This is a genomic window from Streptomyces sp. NPDC041940 (assembly GCF_055589465.1).
The window spans coordinates 251,945-267,547 of sequence record NZ_JBVJBP010000012.1; the positions used below are offsets into that span (position 1 = coordinate 251,945).

The following is a 15,603-nucleotide window of genomic DNA, read 5'->3' on the forward strand; positions in this document are numbered from 1 at the left end:
ATCAGTGGGTGCGTACGTAATTTCGAGGCATGACTCCCGCCAGTACCGGGGCGTCCACCACCGTGGGCGCCGATGTCTCTGTCCCTGCTTCCGACTCCCGTATGTCGCCGGGCGGGCCCGGCTACCGCCGGATGAGTTTCGCCCTCTTCCTCGCGGGTGTCGCGACCTTCGCGCTGCTGTACTCCACCCAGGCTCTGCTCCCGCTGATCTCCGGCGAGTTCGGTGTGGCGGCGAGCGACGCGAGCTGGACGGTGGCCGCCGCGACGGGCGGGCTGGCGCTGTTCGTGCTGCCGATGAGCGCCCTGTCCGAGCGCTTCGGACGGCGTGCGGTCATGACGGCGTCGCTGGCCGTGGCCGTCACCATCGGACTGCTGGTGCCCCTCGCCCCGTCACTGGGCGTGCTGGTCGTGCTGCGGGCGCTCCAGGGCGCGGCCCTGGCCGGGCTGCCCGCGTCGGCGACCGCGTACCTCGCGGAGGAGGTCAGCCCCAAGGCGCTGGTCACCGCGATCGGCCTGTTCGTCGCGGGCAACAGCGTCGGCGGGATGAGCGGCCGGGTCATCACCGGCTGGGTCGCGCAGGAGTGGGGCTGGCGGGTCGCCGTCGGTGTCATCGGCGTGATCGCCGTGGCCTGCGCGGTGGCCTTCCGGGCGCTGCTCCCCGCCCCCCAGCACTTCAAGCCGGGCTCGCTGCGCCCGCGGGTCCTGGCCCGCACGGTCCGTGACCACCTGTCCAACCCGCTGCTGTGCCGGCTGTACGCGATCGGCGCGCTGTTCATGACGGTGTTCGGCGGCGTGTACACGGTCATCGGCTACCGCCTGACCGAGGCCCCGTTCTCGCTGCCCCAGGGCATCATCGGCTCGATCTTCCTGGTGTACCTGGTCGGTACGGTGTCGGCGTCGACCGCGGGCCGGCTGGTGGGCCGGATGGGCCGCCGGGGCGCGCTGTACGCGGCGGGCGGTACGACGGCGGCGGGCCTGCTGCTGTCCCTGGCCGGGTCCCTGCCGCTGGTCCTGCTGGGCCTGGTCCTCATCACCGGCGGCTTCTTCGCGGGCCATGCGGTGGCCTCCTCGGCGGTCAGCAAGACGGCCACGACCGGCCGCGCGCAGGCCTCGGCGCTGTACCAGTCCGCCTACTACATCGGCTCCAGCGCGGGCAGCACGGTCGGCGCGATCGCCTTCCACGCGGGCGGCTGGGCCGGGACGGTCGGGGTCGGACTGCTGGCGGTGCTCGGCGTCGTGACGATCACGGTGTTCGGGACGCGGGCGGCTCGGCTGCAGCAGAGGCAACTGGCCACGGCTGCCTGATTCCTGGCGACGATCCCCCTGGTCGGGGCCGGTTGTCAGTGGGTGCGGATAACGTCCGCGTCTGCTGACCGCCGGACCGAGCAGGGGGATTTTTCATGGAGTTCCGCATCGACCGTACGGCGTTCGCGGAGGCCGTGGGCCGGTCGGTACGCGCGCTGCCCGCGCGGACGCCGGTGCCGGTGCTGGGCGGACTGCTGCTGGAGGCGGACGCGGGACGGCTGGCCGTGACGGGGTTCGACTTCGAGGCGGCGGTACGGGTGGAGGCTGAAGCGGAGGTCGCGGTGCCCGGGCGGGTGCTCGTGCTGGGGCGGCGGCTGCTGGAGGTGTGCCGGGTGCTGCCGGACGGCCCGGTGAGCTGTGCGCTGGAGGCGTCGCGGTTCACGGTGGAGGCGGACGGTACGCGCTTCGGTCTTTCGACGCTGCCGCTCGCCGAGTACCCGGCCCTGCCGGCGGCGCCCGCGCCGTACGGCACGGTGGACGCGGCCGCGTTCGCGACCGCCGTCGCGCAGGTCGCGGTCGCCGCCGGGCGGGACGACACGCTGCCGCTGCTGACGGGCGTCCAACTGCGCCTCGACGGCGGGGAGATGACACTGTCCGCCTCGGATCGCTACCGGTATGCGGTGCGGCGGCTGGAGTGGAAGCCGGGGGCGGCGGCCGACGGGGTCGTGGAGGCTCTGCTGCCGTCGCGGCGGCTGCTGGATGTCGCGCGGACGCTGGGGCGCTGCGGGGACGTGGTGATCGGGTGGGACCCGGCCCGTGGGGGCGGGCTGATCGGCTTCGAGGGCGGGCCGACGCGGACGGCGCTGCGGCTCCTGGACGGACGGCTGCCGGCGTACAAGTCGCTGTTCGACATGGCGGGGGCCGCGGTCGCCGAGGTGGAGTGCGAGGGGCTCGCGGAGGCCGTGCGGCGGGTCGCGGTGGTGGCGGAGGCGAACAGTCCGGTGCGGCTGGACTTCTCGCCCGAGGGGTCCGTCATGCTGCGCGCCGGCTTCGGGGACGATGTGGCGGCCCAGCGGCTGCCGGCCACGCTGAGCGGCGCCGACGAGGTGGCGGTGGCCTTCAACCCGGTCTATCTGCTGGACGCGCTGACGTCGTTCGAGAGCCCGCGGGTACGACTGGAGCTGATGGGGGCGGGGCAGCGGGCGCTGCTGCACGGGGTGCCGGAGGGCGAGGAGGCCGTATCGCACCGGCACCTGCTGATGTCGGTGAAGCAGCTCGTGTGAAACGACCCCTTCCACCTGCGCATTCGTGCGCTCGGGGGGCCGTTGTCAGTGGGCTGCGGTAGCTTCCGGAGTACTGGGCGCAAAGGCGCGTGACAGACATTCCACAGGGGTGGGTGGACGATGACGAACGGCACGGCGGCACCGACGGACCTGGACACCAGACTGGAGGCACACCGCACCGAGCTGACCGGGTACTGCTACCGGATGCTCGGCTCCTCCTTCGAGGCCGAGGACGCGGTGCAGGACACGATGGTCCGCGCCTGGCGCAGCTACGACAAATTCGAGGGCCGCTCCAGCCTCCGCTCCTGGCTCTACCGCATCGCGACGAACGTGTGCCTGGACATGCTGACCGCGGGCAACAAGCGCGCCCGGCCGATGGACCTCACCGAGTCCACCCCGCTCGCCCGGGCGGCCCTCTCCCCCCGCCCGGACCACACCTGGCTGGAGCCCATGCCGGACGCCCGCGTGCTGCCCACGACCGAGGATCCGGCGGAGGCGGCGATCGCCAAGGAGTCCGTGCGGCTCGCCTTCATGGCCGCCCTGCAGCAGTTGCCGGCCAAGCAGCGGGTGGTGCTGATCCTGCGCGAGGTCCTGGCGTGGAAGGCCAGCGAGGTCGCCGAGCTGCTGGACACCTCGGTGGCGTCGGTCAACAGCGCCCTCCAGCGGGCCCGAGCCACGCTGGCCGAGCGGCAGGAGCCGGGCGCCGACGCGGTCGTCTCCGACCCGCTGGACGAGGACCAGCAAAAGCTGCTGGACCGCTATGTGGCGGCCTTCGAGGGCTACGACATGACGGCACTGACCGCCCTGCTGCACGAGGACGCGGTCATGACGATGCCGCCGTTCGACCTGTGGCTGACCGGCACCGACGACATCACCGGCTTCATGACGACGCTCGGCGCGCCCTGCGAGGGCTCCCGGCTGGTGCCGGTCGAGGTCAACGGGCTGCCGGGGTTCGCCCAGTACAAGCCCGACCCGGAGGGCGGCGGCTTCATGCCGTGGGCGGTCCAGGTGCTGGAGATCTCAGACGGCAGGATCACCGGGTTCCACTGCTTCCTCGACACCGAGCGCTGGTTCCCGCTCTTCGACCTGCCCCTCCGTCTCGAAGACGAGACCGACCAGGTCGAGCAGGGCGCCTAGGGCCGGGTCGGGGTCGCGGAGCCTGATCCGGCCTCCCGCCCGGCGGGCGGCGAGCTGGAGCCGCGCCAGCAGGTCGACGGCGTCGAGGCCCGGTGGCCCCAGGCCCGCGACATCGCACACCACGACCCGGGCACCGCTGGTGTGCAGCAGCGCCCGTACGTCGTCGCTCAGCCCTCTCACCTCGTCCCGGTTGACGGGGCCGGGCAGCACGAGCACGGGGGGTGTCATGGCGTCCACGATCGGTAGACCGGGCGGGCGGCCGTAACTCATCGCGACGGTCCTTCCTGTCGGCGCGCTGCGAAGATCACATTGACCGGGACATGGCCTTCCCCGGAGGGTTGGCTGTATGCCCCATGCACCTGCCCCTCCCGCGCTGCCTGATGCTCTCTTCGCCGGTGAGGGGGCGTCGTGCAGGGGGTGCTGAGCGGGTTCGCGGTCATCGCCGTGGTCATCGGGGTGGGCTATCTGATCGGCCGCCGCGGCTACCTGGGGGACGGGGGCCGCGAGGTCCTGACCAAGCTGGCCTTCCATGTGGCGTCCCCGGCGCTGCTCTTCACGACGCTCGCGCGGGCCGACCTGTCGGTGATCTTCTCCGACCGGCTGCTGGTCACGGCGATGAGTACGGCGGCCGCGGCGGGGGTCTTCGTGGCGGTGGGTGCCGTGCGCGGGTGGGGTGTGGGCCGGACGACGGTCGGCGCCCTGTGCTCCAGTTACGTCAACTCGGGGAACCTCGGCATCCCGATCGCCGTGTACGTCCTGGGCGACGCGTCGCTGGTCGCGCCGGTGCTGCTGTTCCAGCTGGTCGCCGTCACACCGGTGGCGCTGACGGTCCTGGACCTGGCGACCGTCTCGGACGAGGACAAGCGCCCCCTGTGGCAGAGCCTGCTCACCCCGCTCCGCAACCCGATAGCGCTGGGCTCCCTGGCCGGGGTGGCGGCATCGGCGGCCGGCCTCCACGTCCCCGGTCCCCTGATGGATCCCCTCACCCTGATCGGCAACATGTCGGTCCCGGCCGTCCTGCTCGCCTTCGGTATCTCCCTGCGCGGCAGCACGCTCCCGCTGCGCGGCGCGGAACGGGCTCCCGTCCTCCTCGCCGTCGCCCTCAAGGCCATCGCCCAGCCCTTGATCGCCTGGTCCCTGGCAGCGGGCGTATTCGGCCTCCACGGAGCGTCCTTGCTCGACGTGGTGGTGACGTCCGCTCTGCCGGCCGCGCAGAACCTGTTCACGTACGCGAGCAGTTACCGGGTGGGCGAGGTGCTGGCGAGGGAGGCGATTCTGCTGTCTACGGTGCTGGCGGTGCCGGTGCTTGTGGTGGTGGCGGCGTTGTTGGGGTGACTCGGCTCTCCGGGAACTCGCCGGTGTCGAGTTCGAGGCCGAAGGGTTCCGGCAGCGAGACGCGTTCTCCGAACTTGCCTGCGCGCAGGTGGCGGTACACGCCTTTCCTCGGCTCCCCGTACAGGGTGACCGTCGGACCGCCCGGCGCCCAGCCGTCGACCAGGAGATAGAGCGGCACCCCCGCCTCGGCGTAGCCCGCGGCCTTCGCCGTGCGGTCGTAGCGGGCGGTGGCCGCAGAGGTGATCTCGACGACAAGCTGGGCGGCGGCAGCGGGCAAGAAGTCGTCGTGGCCTTCGGTCGGCAGCTCCGGGACGACGGCGAGGTCGGGCACATACAACCCGAGCCGGGCGGGAACGGCCATGCCCAGCCACTGGAAGATGAGCCAGTGCTCGGGGATCACTGTGGAGAGGCTTCGCTGGACGCGATCCGCGATGCGGTGATGGGAGACGGCGGAGTGGGGCGCCACAGTGATGATTCCCTCGATGATCTCCACCTTGCAGTCCTTGGGGGCACGCGTCCCCTCCCGGACCCGGACCAGCTCGTCCCACTCGTCACCGGTCGGGGTGCAGTCGCTGTGCAGCACGCTCATGGCGTCATCCAACAAGCCGAACGGGACCGGCGAGGGTCCACCGATCCCGTTCACCCGAAGGAGGAAACCGCAGCTCAGGCGATTCGTTCCAGCACCACCGGCGACGCTGTGAAGTCAGTCCCCGGCGCGGCGATGTCGTAGGAGCCCTCGACCGACTCGAGTGCGTAGTCGAAGCGCTCGGGGGTGTCCGTGTGGAGGGTGAGGAGGGGCTGGCCCTCCTTCACCGTGTCGCCCGGCTTGGCGTGGAGTTCCACGCCCGCGCCTGCCTGGACCGGGTCCTCCTTGCGGGCACGCCCCGCGCCGAGGCGCCAGGCCGCGACGCCGATGTCGTAGGCGTCGAGGCGGGTGAGGACGCCCGAGGCCGGGGCCTTGATCACGTGCTGCTCGCGGGCCACCGGCAGCTCCGCGTCCGGGTCGCCGCCCTGGGCCGCGATCATGCGGCGCCAGACGTCCATCGCGGAGCCGTCGGCCAGGGCCTTCGCCGGGTCGGCGTCCCGGATGCCCGCCGCGTCCAGCATCTCGCGGGCCAGGGCCAGGGTCAGTTCCACGACGTCCGCGGGGCCGCCGCCCGCCAGGACCTCCACCGACTCGCGGACCTCCAGGGCGTTGCCGGCCGTCAGGCCCAGCGGGGTCGACATGTCCGTCAGGAGGGCGACCGTCTTCACGCCGTGGTCCGTGCCCAGGCCGACCATCGTGGAGGCCAGTTCGCGTGCGTCCTCGATGGTCTTCATGAAGGCGCCCGTGCCGACCTTGACGTCGAGGACGAGCGAGCCCGTGCCCTCGGCGATCTTCTTCGACATGATCGAGGAGGCGATCAGCGGGATCGCCTCGACCGTGCCGGTGACGTCGCGCAGGGCGTAGAGCTTCTTGTCCGCGGGGGCCAGGCCGTCGCCCGCCGCGCAGATCACCGCGCCGGTGGTGTCGAGGACGTTCAGCATCTGCTCGTTGGAGAGCAGGGCCCGCCAGCCGGGGATGGACTCCAGCTTGTCCAGCGTGCCGCCGGTGTGGCCGAGGCCGCGGCCCGAGAGCTGGGGTACGGCGGCCCCGCAGGCGGCGACCAGGGGGGCCAGCGGCAGCGTGATCTTGTCGCCGACGCCGCCCGTGGAGTGCTTGTCGGCCGTCGGGCGGGACAGGGACGAGAAGTCCATGCGCTCGCCGGAGGCGATCATCGCGGCGGTCCAGCGGGCGATCTCACGGCGGTTCATGCCGTTGAGCAGGATGGCCATCGCGAGGGCCGACATCTGCTCGTCGGCCACCTCCCCGCGGGTGTACGCGTCGATGACCCAGTCGATCTGTCCGTCGCTGAGCTCGCCGCGGTCCCGCTTGGTGCGGATGACGGAGATGGCGTCCATGGCCATGGCTTGGGCTTCCTTCCGAGGATTTCCAGAAGCCGTACGGCCCCTCCGAGCCGGTCGCGCGAGCGACTCGGAGGGGCCGTACGGGAGATGACTACTTGCTGAGGTGGCCGGGGCCGAAGGCCTGGGGCAGCATCGCCGACAGCGGCAGGATGCCCTCCGGGGTCTCCAGCAGCAGGTCCGGGCCGCCGAACTCGTGCAGCAGCTGGCGGCAGCGGCCGCACGGGACGAGCGGGTCGCCGTCGCGGTCGACGCAGGTGAAGTGCGTCAGCCGGCCGCCGCCGGTGTTGTGCAGCTCCGACACCAGACCGCACTCGGCGCACAGGGAGAGCCCGTACGAGGCGTTCTCGACGTTGCAGCCGGAGATGATCCGGCCGTCGTCGACCAGGGCGGCCACGCCCACCGGGTAGCCGGAGTACGGGGCGTACGCCCGGGACATGGCGTCCCGGGCCACCGCACGCAGCCTCTCCCAGTCGACGGCCGGGCCGGTGCCGGTCACTTGCCCTGTCCCTTCCGGTACGGCATGCCGTCCGCCTTCGGCATCCGAAGGCGCTGCGCGGACAGGGCGAGCACCACCAGGGTGATGACGTACGGCGTGGCGGAGACGACCTGGTTCGGGACCTCGTCGGTGGTCGCGTACCAGGCGAAGACCAGGCCGCCGACGACCAGGGTGATCACGGCGTGGACGTACTTCTTGCGGACCACCAGCCAGATGGCGCCGATGAGCAGCAGGAGCGCGCCGAGCAGCAGCAGGGCGTGGACGTTGGCCGAGCCGCCGCGCAGGTTGAGGCTGTCGGTGTAGCCGAACAGGCCCGCGCCGATGGCGAGGCCGCCGGGCATCCAGTTGCCGAAGATCATCGCGGCGAGGCCGATGTAGCCGCGCCCGCTGACCTGTCCCTCCAGGTAGAAGGGGTTGGCCACGATGGACAGGAAGGCACCGCCGAGGCCGGCCAGACCGCCGGAGATGATCACGGCGATGTACTTGTACTTGTAGACGTTGACGCCGAGGGACTCGGCGGCGACCGGGTTCTCGCCGCAGGAGCGCAGCCGCAGGCCGAAGGCGGTGCGCCACAGGATCCACCAGGTGGCGGGGATCAGCGCGATGGCGATCAGGGTCAGCCAGGAGACGTTGGTGACCAGGCCGCCGAGCAGGCCGGCGATGTCCGAGATCAGGAACCAGCCGTGGGCGTTGAGGTCGCGCAGGGCGTCGGAGAGGCCCGGCACCGTGAAGTTGCCGAGGGAGTCGATCGCCGGGGACTGCTTGGCGGAGCCGCCCGTGTGGCCCTCGAAGGCGAGGGGCGCGAGGTAGCGGGTGGCGCCGAGGGCGAGGATGTTGATGGCCACACCGGAGACGATGTGGTTGACGTTGAAGGTGACGGTGACGAAGGCGTGCAGCAGGCCGCCGATCGCGCCGCCCGCGATGCCCACCAGGACACCGGTCCACGGGCCCCACTGGAATCCGGCCCAGGCGCCGAACCAGGTGCCGAGGATCATCATGCCCTCGAGGCCGATGTTGACGACGCCCGCGCGCTCGGCCCAGAGGCCGCCGAGACCGGCGAGGCCGATCGGCACGGCGAGCTGGAGCGCGGTGGACATCTGGCTGACGTTGGTGATGCCATCGGCGCCGGTGATGATGCGGACGATCGAGGTCAGCGCCAGGCCGCCGGCGATGACCAGCAGCAGGACGGGCCACGACAGGCGGCGGCCGGTGGGCGCCGCGGGCTGCAGCGTGGGCTGGTTGAGGTCGGTCACGGTGGTCATCGGCCAGCCACCTCCTTCGTGGCGTTGTGGGTGGTGGTGCCGAGGACGTGACCGGCGGCCAGTTCGGCGCCGACCCGGCGCTGCTGGCGGCGCAGGCCCCATTCGCGGACGGCCTCGTAGGAGACGACGACCGAGAGCACGATCAGGCCCTGCATGATGACCGCGATCTCCTTGTCGTAGCCGTGGAAGTCCAGTTCGGGCGAGGCCTTGTCGAGCCAGGCCCACAGCAGGGCGGCGAAGGCGATGCCGACGGGGCTGTTGCGGCCGAGCAGGGCGATGCCGATGCCGAGGAAGCCGATGCCGGTGGGGAAGTTCAGGCTGTAGGTGTGGGTGTCGCCGAGCAGGATCGGCAGACCGGCCAGGCCCGCGAGGCCGCCGGAGAGCAGCATGGCGGTCAGCACCATGCGCTTGGGGTCGACACCGCTGGCCGCGGCGGCGGTCGACGAGGCGCCGGAGGCGCGCAGGTCGAAGCCGAAGCGGGTGCGGTTGAGGACGACCCAGTAGCCGATGCCGAGCAGTGCGGCGAGCACGACCAGACCGTAGATCTCGCCGGCCGCGCCCATGCCGATGCCGGGGATCCAGCCGGACTCGTGCATCTCGCCGGTGGTGTTGTTGTTGCCGATCTTGACGCCGAAGACGTCCGGCAGCCACAGGTAGGCGATCACGGAGGTGGCGATCGCGTTGAGCATGATCGTGGCGACGACCTCGCTGACGCCGCGGGTGACCTTGAGGACACCGGCGATGCCGGACCAGAAGGCGCCGGTGAGGACGGCGGTCAGGAGCAGCAGCGGGACCTGGAGGGGGGCCGGCAGGCTGGCGTGGGCGCCGACGATGGCGGCCATCATGGCGGCGAGCTGGTACTGGCCGTCGACACCGATGTTGAACAGGTTCATCCGGAAGCCGATGGCCACCGCGAGCGCCGCGATGTAGTACATCGACGCCTGGTTGATGATCAGCACCTGGATGTCGGAGAAGCCGAGCTGCTCAAACATCAGGGCGAACGGCTCGATCGGGTTCTTGCCCGACGCGACCAGCACGATCGCGATCAGGACGAAGGCCACGGCGAGCGCGATGACCGGCCCGGCCACCGCGAGGAGCACGCGCTCCTTGTCGAACTTCTTCATCAGCGGGCCTCGTCTTCCGGAGACTCGGGGGCGTCGGCCTTCGAGATCTCGGGGGTCTCTTCGTGCTCGAGGTGTCCGGTCGCGGCACCGGTCATGGCCGAGCCGAGCTCCTCGGGGGTGATGGTGGCCGGGTCGGCGTCCGCGACCAGCCGGCCGTTGTAGATCACGCGCAGGGTGTCGGACAGGCCGATCAGCTCGTCCAGGTCGGCGGAGATCAGCAGCACGGCCAGGCCCTCGCGGCGGGCCTCGCGGATGTGGTCCCAGATGGCGGCCTGGGCGCCGACGTCCACGCCCCGGGTGGGGTGGGCGGCGATGAGGAAGCGGGGCTTGTGGCTCATCTCCCTGCCGACGATGAGCTTTTGCTGGTTGCCGCCGGAGAGGGAGGCGGCGGTGACGTCGATGCCGGGGGTGCGGACGTCGTACTCCGTGACGATCCGGCGGGTGTCCTCCTGGGCGGCCTTCGGGTCCAGCCAGACGCCCTTGGCGAGGGGCTTCTCGGTGACGTGGCCGAGGATGCGGTTCTCCCAGAGGGGAGCCTCCAGGAGCAGGCCGTGGCGGTGGCGGTCCTCGGGGATGTAGCCGATGCCCTGCTCGCGGCGCCTGCGGGTGGGCCAGGCGGTGATCTCCTCCTCGACGAGGGTGATCGTGCCGGAGTCGGCGTGCTTCAGGCCGATGATCGCGTCGACCAGTTCGGTCTGGCCGTTGCCCTCGACACCGGCGATGCCGAGGACCTCGCCCGCGTGGATGGTGAGGGTGATGTCGTCGAGCAGGGCCTTGCCGCCGGGGGCCTCCAGGCGGAGCTTGTCGACGGTGATGACCGGGCGGTCGGTGACCGTGGACTCGGCCGTCTCGGGCGTGGGCAGTTCGCTGCCCACCATCATCTCGGCGAGCTGGCGCGGGGTGGTCTCGGCGGGGACGGCCGTGCCGACGGTGGTGCCGCGGCGGATGACGGTGATCTCGTCGGCGACGGAGAGCACCTCGCCGAGCTTGTGCGAGATGAAGATGACCGACAGGCCCTCGGACTTCAGTTCGCGCAGGTTGGCGAAGAGGGCGTCGACCTCCTGCGGCACCAGGACGGCCGTGGGCTCGTCGAGGATCAGCGTGGTCGCGCCGCGGTAGAGGACCTTGAGGATCTCCACGCGCTGGCGGGCGGCGACGCCGAGCTCCTCGACCAGCAGGTCGGGCTTGACGCCGAGGCCGTAGCGCTCGGAGAGCTCCTTGATCTTGCGGCGGGCCCTGGCGCCGATGCCGTGGAGCTTCTCGCTGCCGAGCACCACGTTCTCGAGGACCGTGAGGTTGTCGGCGAGCATGAAGTGCTGGTGGACCATGCCGATGCCGCGGACGATGGCGTCGGCCGGCGACGAGAAGGCGACCTGCTCGCCGTTGACGGCGATGGTGCCCTCGTCCGGCTTCTGCATGCCGTAGAGGATCTTCATCAGCGTCGACTTGCCGGCGCCGTTCTCGCCGACGAGGGCGTGGACGGTGCCCTTGCGGACGCTGAGGTGGATGTCGTGGTTGGCCACGACGCCGGGGAAGCGCTTGGTGATCCCGGCGAGTTCGACGGCGGTCACCGATTCGTTGACCGCCGCTCCGGCCGGAGGGCTGCTGGACGCGTTGATAACGCACTCTCCTGGGGACGGGGGTCGTCTACGCGCGTAGCGCCCCTACGGCAAACAAAGGGGCCGGTGCCCCCGCGACAACGGGGCACGAGGAGCAGCCTCCCCGCACCCCGTTGAGCGGACGCGACCCCCGGGGTCACTGCCTGCTCGAGGCAGTAAGTCGTCAGCTGCTCTTGACCTTGATCTCGCCGCTGATGATCTTCTCCTTGGCCGTCTTGATGGCTTCCTGAAGCTCGGCGTCGTCCGCGAACTTCGGGTTGGAGTCCGAGAGGCTCACCTCGCCGGTCTTCAGATCGCCACGAACGATACCGGTCTCCGGCTTGCCGTCCTCGACCGACTTCGCAAGGCTGTACACCGCCTTGGCGACGTCCTTCATCGCCGAGGTCAAGATGGAGTCCTTGTACTTGGCGAGGGCGGCCTGCTCGTACTGGTCGGAGTCAACGCCGATCGCCCACACCTTCTTGGCGGCGGCGGCCTCGATCACGCCCTGACCGGACAGACCGGCGGCCGCGTAGACCACGTCGGCCTTCTTCTCGATCTGGCCCTCGGCAGCCGTCTTGCCCTTGTCGGGGCTGGCGAAGCCGCCCTCCTCGGCCGTCTGCGTCAGGTACTGCGACAGGACCTTGACCTTCGGGTCGGTGTCCTTGACGCCCTGCGCGAAGCCCGCCTGGAACTTGTGGATCAGCGGGATGTCCACACCGCCGACGAAGCCGACGACCTTCGACTTGGTGCTCTTGGCGGCGGCGACACCGGCCAGGTAGGAGGCCTGCTCCTCGTTGAAGACCAGGTCGGCGACGTTCTTGGTGTTGATCGTGGCGTCGTCGACGATGCCGAAGGTGGTGTCCGGGAACTTCTCCGCGGCGCCCTTGACGGCCGAGGCGTACGCGTAGCCGACGCCGATGACCGGGTTGTGGCCCTGCTTCGCCAGCGAGACCAGACGCTGCTCCTTGTCGGCGTCGGTCTCGCCCTCGGTGGGCTCCACGTCGGCCGTCTCGTAGCCGAAGTCCTTCTTCGCCTTCTCCAGGCCCGCGTACGCGGCGTCGTTGAAGGACTGGTCGCCCTTGCCGCCGACGTCGTACGCGATGGCGAGGCCCTTGTTCCCCTTCGAGTCCGACGACCCGGCAGAGGTCGAGGTGCTGCCGCAGGCGGAGAGTGCGAGGGCCAGGGAGGCGGTCGCTGCGCCTGCGACCGTGATCCGGGAAATCCGGCGCATGTGTGGTGCTCCTGTCGTACAAGCGCGCCGGGTCGGTTCAGCTTCGGCGCTGGTTTCGCCGCAGATTAACGCGCGTAGACCTGCCTGAAAACCCCTTCTGTCCACCTTGTTATGCGCCCGTGCCCAAGCCACCGCCGTGCCTTGGCCCGGGCGTTGCCGACCGCGAACGGGAGGTGGCGCTGGGTGACCCGCCCCGGGGAATGCCGCAGCCAATCCGGGGGGGGGCGCGGCGCGGAGCGTCATGGCATCGTTCCGGCGGAGCCGGAGGCTGCGGTGGCGGCGTGAGGTGTGGGAGTCAGGGTGATGATTCGTCCGTATGTTCTCTCTGGTGACACCTGTGCGACGTTCCTAGTGTGATCGTCATGCAGCTCAGGTACGCCTTCAGGTTGTACCCGGACACCGGCCAGCAGAAGGCGTTGGCGAGGGCGTTCGGGTGCGCCCGTGTCGTGTTCAACGACGCGGTCCGCGCCCGCGAAGACGCCCGTGAGGCCGGGCGGGCGTTCCCTTCGGCCGGGGAGCTGTCCACGCGATTGATTACCGAGGCCAAGCGGACCGTAGAGCGGTCCTGGCTGGGTGAGGTTTCGGCGGTGGTGCTGCAGCAGTCGTTGCGGGACGCCGAGAGCGCGTACCGCAACTTCTTCGCCTCCCTCAAGGGCACCCGCAAGGGCCCCAGGGTTGGCCCGCCCCGTTTCAAGTCCCGCAAGGACGCCCGGCAGTCGGTCCGGTTCACTGCCAACGCCCGCTGGAAGATCACCGGCAGTGGCCGGCTGAGCCTGCCGAAGATCGGTGCGGTGAAGGTGAAGTGGTCCCGGATCCTGCCGGCCACCCCGACCTCGGTCACCGTCATCAAGGACGCGGCCGGGCGGTACTTCGCCTCCTTCGTCATCGACGCCGACCCGGCCGCCGACGCGACCCGGATGCCCGAAACCGACCAGACGATCGGCATCGATCTCGGCCTGAGACACTTCGCGGTCCTGTCCGACGGCACGAAGATCGACTCCCCGCGGTTCCTGCGCCGTGCGGAGAAGAAGCTGAAGAAGACCCAGCGAGAGCTGTCCCGCAAACAGAAAGGCTCGAAGAACCGCGCCAAGGCCCGTCTGAAGGTCGCCCGCGCCCACGCCAGAGTTGCTGACGCCCGTCGCGAGTTCCACCACCAGCTCTCCACGAAGCTGATCTCCGAGAACCAAGGGATCGCCGTGGAGGACCTGTCGGTGGCGGGACTGGCCCGCACGAAACTGGCCAAGAGCGTGCACGACGCCGGATGGTCCTCGTTCCTCAGCATGCTGGAGTACAAAGCGACCCGCTACGGCCGCACCCTGGTGAAGATCGGCCGGTTCGAGCCGACCTCCCAGACCTGCTCGACCTGCGGCGTCAAGGACGGGCCCAAACCCCTGAACGTGCGGGAGTGGACCTGTAGAGCCTGCGGCACCGTCCACGACCGGGACACCAACGCCGCGATCAACGTGAAGACGGCCGCCGGACTGGCGGTATCAGCCTGCGGAGCGCCGGTAAGACCAGAACCCGTTCTGGCACAGCGCGAAGAAACAGGAAGCCACGGATTCCCGGCCGGATCCTGTGCCGCCTAGCGGCACAGGATCCGGCCGGGAAGGCCAGAATCCTCGCCCTTCAGGGCGAGGAGCATGTCACTCGGTCTTGACCTTGATGGAGCCGTCGATGATGCCCTTCTTGGCCTTGTCCACGGCGTCCTTGAGCCCTGCGACCTTGCCGAACTCCGGGTTCGCCTCGGAGACTCCGACGCCGTTGACCTTCAGGTCGAAGGTCTGGGTGCCGGTCAGCGGCTTGCCGCTGTCGACGGACTTGGCCAGCGCGTAGACGGCGCCGCCGACGTCCTTGAGGGCGGAGGTGAGGATGTACTGCTTGTACGCGGCGAGGGGGGCCTGCTCGTACTGGTCGGAGTCGACGCCGATCGCCCAGACCTTCGCCTTGGCGGAGGCCTCGATCACGCCCTGGCCGGAGAGACCGGCCGCCTGGTAGACGACGTCGGCCTTCTTCTCGATCTGGCCCTCGGCGGCGGCCTTGCCCTTGTCGGGGCTGGCGAAGCCGCCCTCCTCGGCCGTCTGCGTCAGGTACTGCGACAGGACCTTCACCTTCGGGTTGGTGTCCTGGACGCCCTGCTTGTAGCCGGCCTCGAACTTGTGGATCAGCGGGATGTCCACACCGCCGACGAAACCGACGGTGTTCGACTTGGTGACCTTGGCCGCGGCGACACCGGCGAGGTAGGAGGCCTGCTCCTCGGCGAAGACGAGGGAGGCGACGTTCTTGCCCTCGACGACGGAGTCGACGATGCCGAAGGTGGTCTTCGGGTACTTGGCGGCCACGGCCTTCATCGCCGGGCCGTAGGCGTACCCGACGCCGATGACCGGGTTGTAGCCCTGCTTGGCCAGCGAGACCAGCCGCTGTTCCTTGTCGGCGTCGGTCTCGCCCTCGGTGGGCTCGATGTCGGCCGTCTTGTAGCCGTACTCGGCCTTGGCCTTCGTCAGGCCGGCGTAGGCGGCGTCGTTGAAGGACTGGTCGCCCTTGCCGCCGACGTCGTAGGCGATGGCGAGACCCTTGTCGTCCTTCGTGTCACCGCTACCGCTCTCACTGCTGGTACCGCCGCAGGCCGTGGTGACGAGCCCGAGCGACGCGACCCCCACCGCGACGCGGGTCAATCTGGAAATCCGACGCATCTTGAAGTTCCCCATTCTCCAAAGCCCCGCAGCGGGTGCTCGGTTCGGCGCACATTAACGCGCGTAGACCCTCGTGGGAACTGGTCGCTGCGGGGCCGTTATGCATTTGCCGGTGGCCGGTTACGCCCTTGTCACCTTCTCGGGGGGGGGGGGGGGGGGGGGGGGGGGGGGGGGGGGGGGGGGTGGGGGGGGAGGGGGGGGGGGGGGGGGGGGGGGGGGGGGGGGGAGGGGGGCGGGGGGGGGGGGGTCTCCG

14 protein-coding genes are annotated in these 15,603 nt (G+C 70.4%); 5 read left to right on the forward strand and 9 right to left on the reverse strand.

Annotated elements, in window-relative coordinates; all coding sequences use genetic code 11:
- Window positions 1-29 precede the first annotated feature (29 nt).
- The 3 genes from ACZ6I3_RS22025 to ACZ6I3_RS22035 all read left to right on the forward strand — a co-directional run bounded on the left by ACZ6I3_RS22025 (window position 30) and on the right by ACZ6I3_RS22035 (window position 3,664).
- On the forward strand, window positions 30-1,304 hold the full coding sequence (locus tag ACZ6I3_RS22025; RefSeq protein WP_469416655.1) for an MFS transporter: 1,275 nt from the start codon (window positions 30-32) through the stop codon (window positions 1,302-1,304).
- Window positions 1,305-1,399: 95 nt separating this feature from the next.
- Window positions 1,400-2,527, forward strand: coding sequence for a DNA polymerase III subunit beta (gene dnaN / locus ACZ6I3_RS22030; RefSeq protein WP_469416656.1), 1,128 nt, complete (start codon window positions 1,400-1,402; stop codon window positions 2,525-2,527).
- Window positions 2,528-2,647: 120 nt separating this feature from the next.
- Window positions 2,648-3,664 carry a sigma-70 family RNA polymerase sigma factor gene (locus tag ACZ6I3_RS22035; RefSeq protein WP_469416658.1) on the forward strand — a complete coding sequence of 339 codons (1,017 nt, stop codon included), beginning with the start codon at window positions 2,648-2,650 and terminating at the stop codon, window positions 3,662-3,664.
- Here ACZ6I3_RS22035 and ACZ6I3_RS22040 read toward each other — a convergent pair.
- The gene (locus ACZ6I3_RS22040; protein ID WP_469416659.1) at window positions 3,548-3,934 is read right to left on the reverse strand and encodes an STAS domain-containing protein; all 387 of its coding nucleotides are present in this window, start codon (window positions 3,932-3,934) and stop codon (window positions 3,548-3,550) included. The genes ACZ6I3_RS22035 and ACZ6I3_RS22040 overlap by 117 nt on opposite strands.
- Window positions 3,935-4,072: 138 nt before the next feature.
- On the opposite strand from ACZ6I3_RS22040, the gene ACZ6I3_RS22045 reads away from it, so the two are divergent.
- Complete coding sequence (locus ACZ6I3_RS22045) at window positions 4,073-4,999, forward strand: AEC family transporter (protein ID WP_469416661.1); 927 nt, start codon at window positions 4,073-4,075, stop codon at window positions 4,997-4,999.
- Here the strand turns inward: ACZ6I3_RS22045 and ACZ6I3_RS22050 are convergent.
- The 7 genes from ACZ6I3_RS22050 to ACZ6I3_RS22080 all read right to left on the reverse strand — a co-directional run bounded on the left by ACZ6I3_RS22050 (window position 4,947) and on the right by ACZ6I3_RS22080 (window position 12,660).
- A complete protein-coding gene (locus tag ACZ6I3_RS22050) occupies window positions 4,947-5,588 on the reverse strand; it encodes a Uma2 family endonuclease (protein WP_469416662.1) in 642 nt (213 codons plus the stop codon). The genes ACZ6I3_RS22045 and ACZ6I3_RS22050 overlap by 53 nt on opposite strands.
- Before the next feature lie 74 nt (window positions 5,589-5,662).
- Entirely contained in the window at window positions 5,663-6,940 is a 1,278-nt protein-coding gene (locus ACZ6I3_RS22055; protein WP_469416681.1) for a thymidine phosphorylase, read from the reverse strand.
- A 97-nt stretch (window positions 6,941-7,037) separates the two neighbouring features.
- A complete protein-coding gene (locus tag ACZ6I3_RS22060; RefSeq protein WP_469416664.1) occupies window positions 7,038-7,442 on the reverse strand; it encodes a cytidine deaminase in 405 nt (134 codons plus the stop codon).
- Window positions 7,439-8,704 carry an ABC transporter permease gene (locus ACZ6I3_RS22065; protein WP_469416665.1) on the reverse strand — a complete coding sequence of 422 codons (1,266 nt, stop codon included), beginning with the start codon at window positions 8,702-8,704 and terminating at the stop codon, window positions 7,439-7,441. Before ACZ6I3_RS22065 ends, ACZ6I3_RS22060 begins: the two co-directional genes overlap by 4 nt.
- Window positions 8,701-9,828 (reverse strand): ABC transporter permease, encoded by a 1,128-nt coding sequence (locus ACZ6I3_RS22070; RefSeq protein ID WP_469416667.1) that lies wholly within the window; start codon window positions 9,826-9,828, stop codon window positions 8,701-8,703. Before ACZ6I3_RS22070 ends, ACZ6I3_RS22065 begins: the two co-directional genes overlap by 4 nt.
- A complete protein-coding gene (locus tag ACZ6I3_RS22075) occupies window positions 9,828-11,399 on the reverse strand; it encodes an ABC transporter ATP-binding protein (protein ID WP_469416669.1) in 1,572 nt (523 codons plus the stop codon). The genes ACZ6I3_RS22070 and ACZ6I3_RS22075 overlap by 1 nt, the downstream gene beginning before the upstream one ends.
- Window positions 11,400-11,610: 211 nt before the next feature.
- Window positions 11,611-12,660 carry a BMP family lipoprotein gene (locus tag ACZ6I3_RS22080; protein ID WP_469416671.1) on the reverse strand — a complete coding sequence of 350 codons (1,050 nt, stop codon included), beginning with the start codon at window positions 12,658-12,660 and terminating at the stop codon, window positions 11,611-11,613.
- A 362-nt stretch (window positions 12,661-13,022) separates the two neighbouring features.
- On the opposite strand from ACZ6I3_RS22080, the gene ACZ6I3_RS22085 reads away from it, so the two are divergent.
- On the forward strand, window positions 13,023-14,246 hold the full coding sequence (locus ACZ6I3_RS22085) for an RNA-guided endonuclease InsQ/TnpB family protein (protein WP_469416673.1): 1,224 nt from the start codon (window positions 13,023-13,025) through the stop codon (window positions 14,244-14,246).
- A 57-nt stretch (window positions 14,247-14,303) separates the two neighbouring features.
- On the opposite strand, the gene ACZ6I3_RS22090 is transcribed toward ACZ6I3_RS22085, so the two are convergent.
- A complete protein-coding gene (locus tag ACZ6I3_RS22090) occupies window positions 14,304-15,350 on the reverse strand; it encodes a BMP family lipoprotein (RefSeq protein WP_469416675.1) in 1,047 nt (348 codons plus the stop codon).
- Window positions 15,351-15,603: the final 253 nt, after the last annotated feature.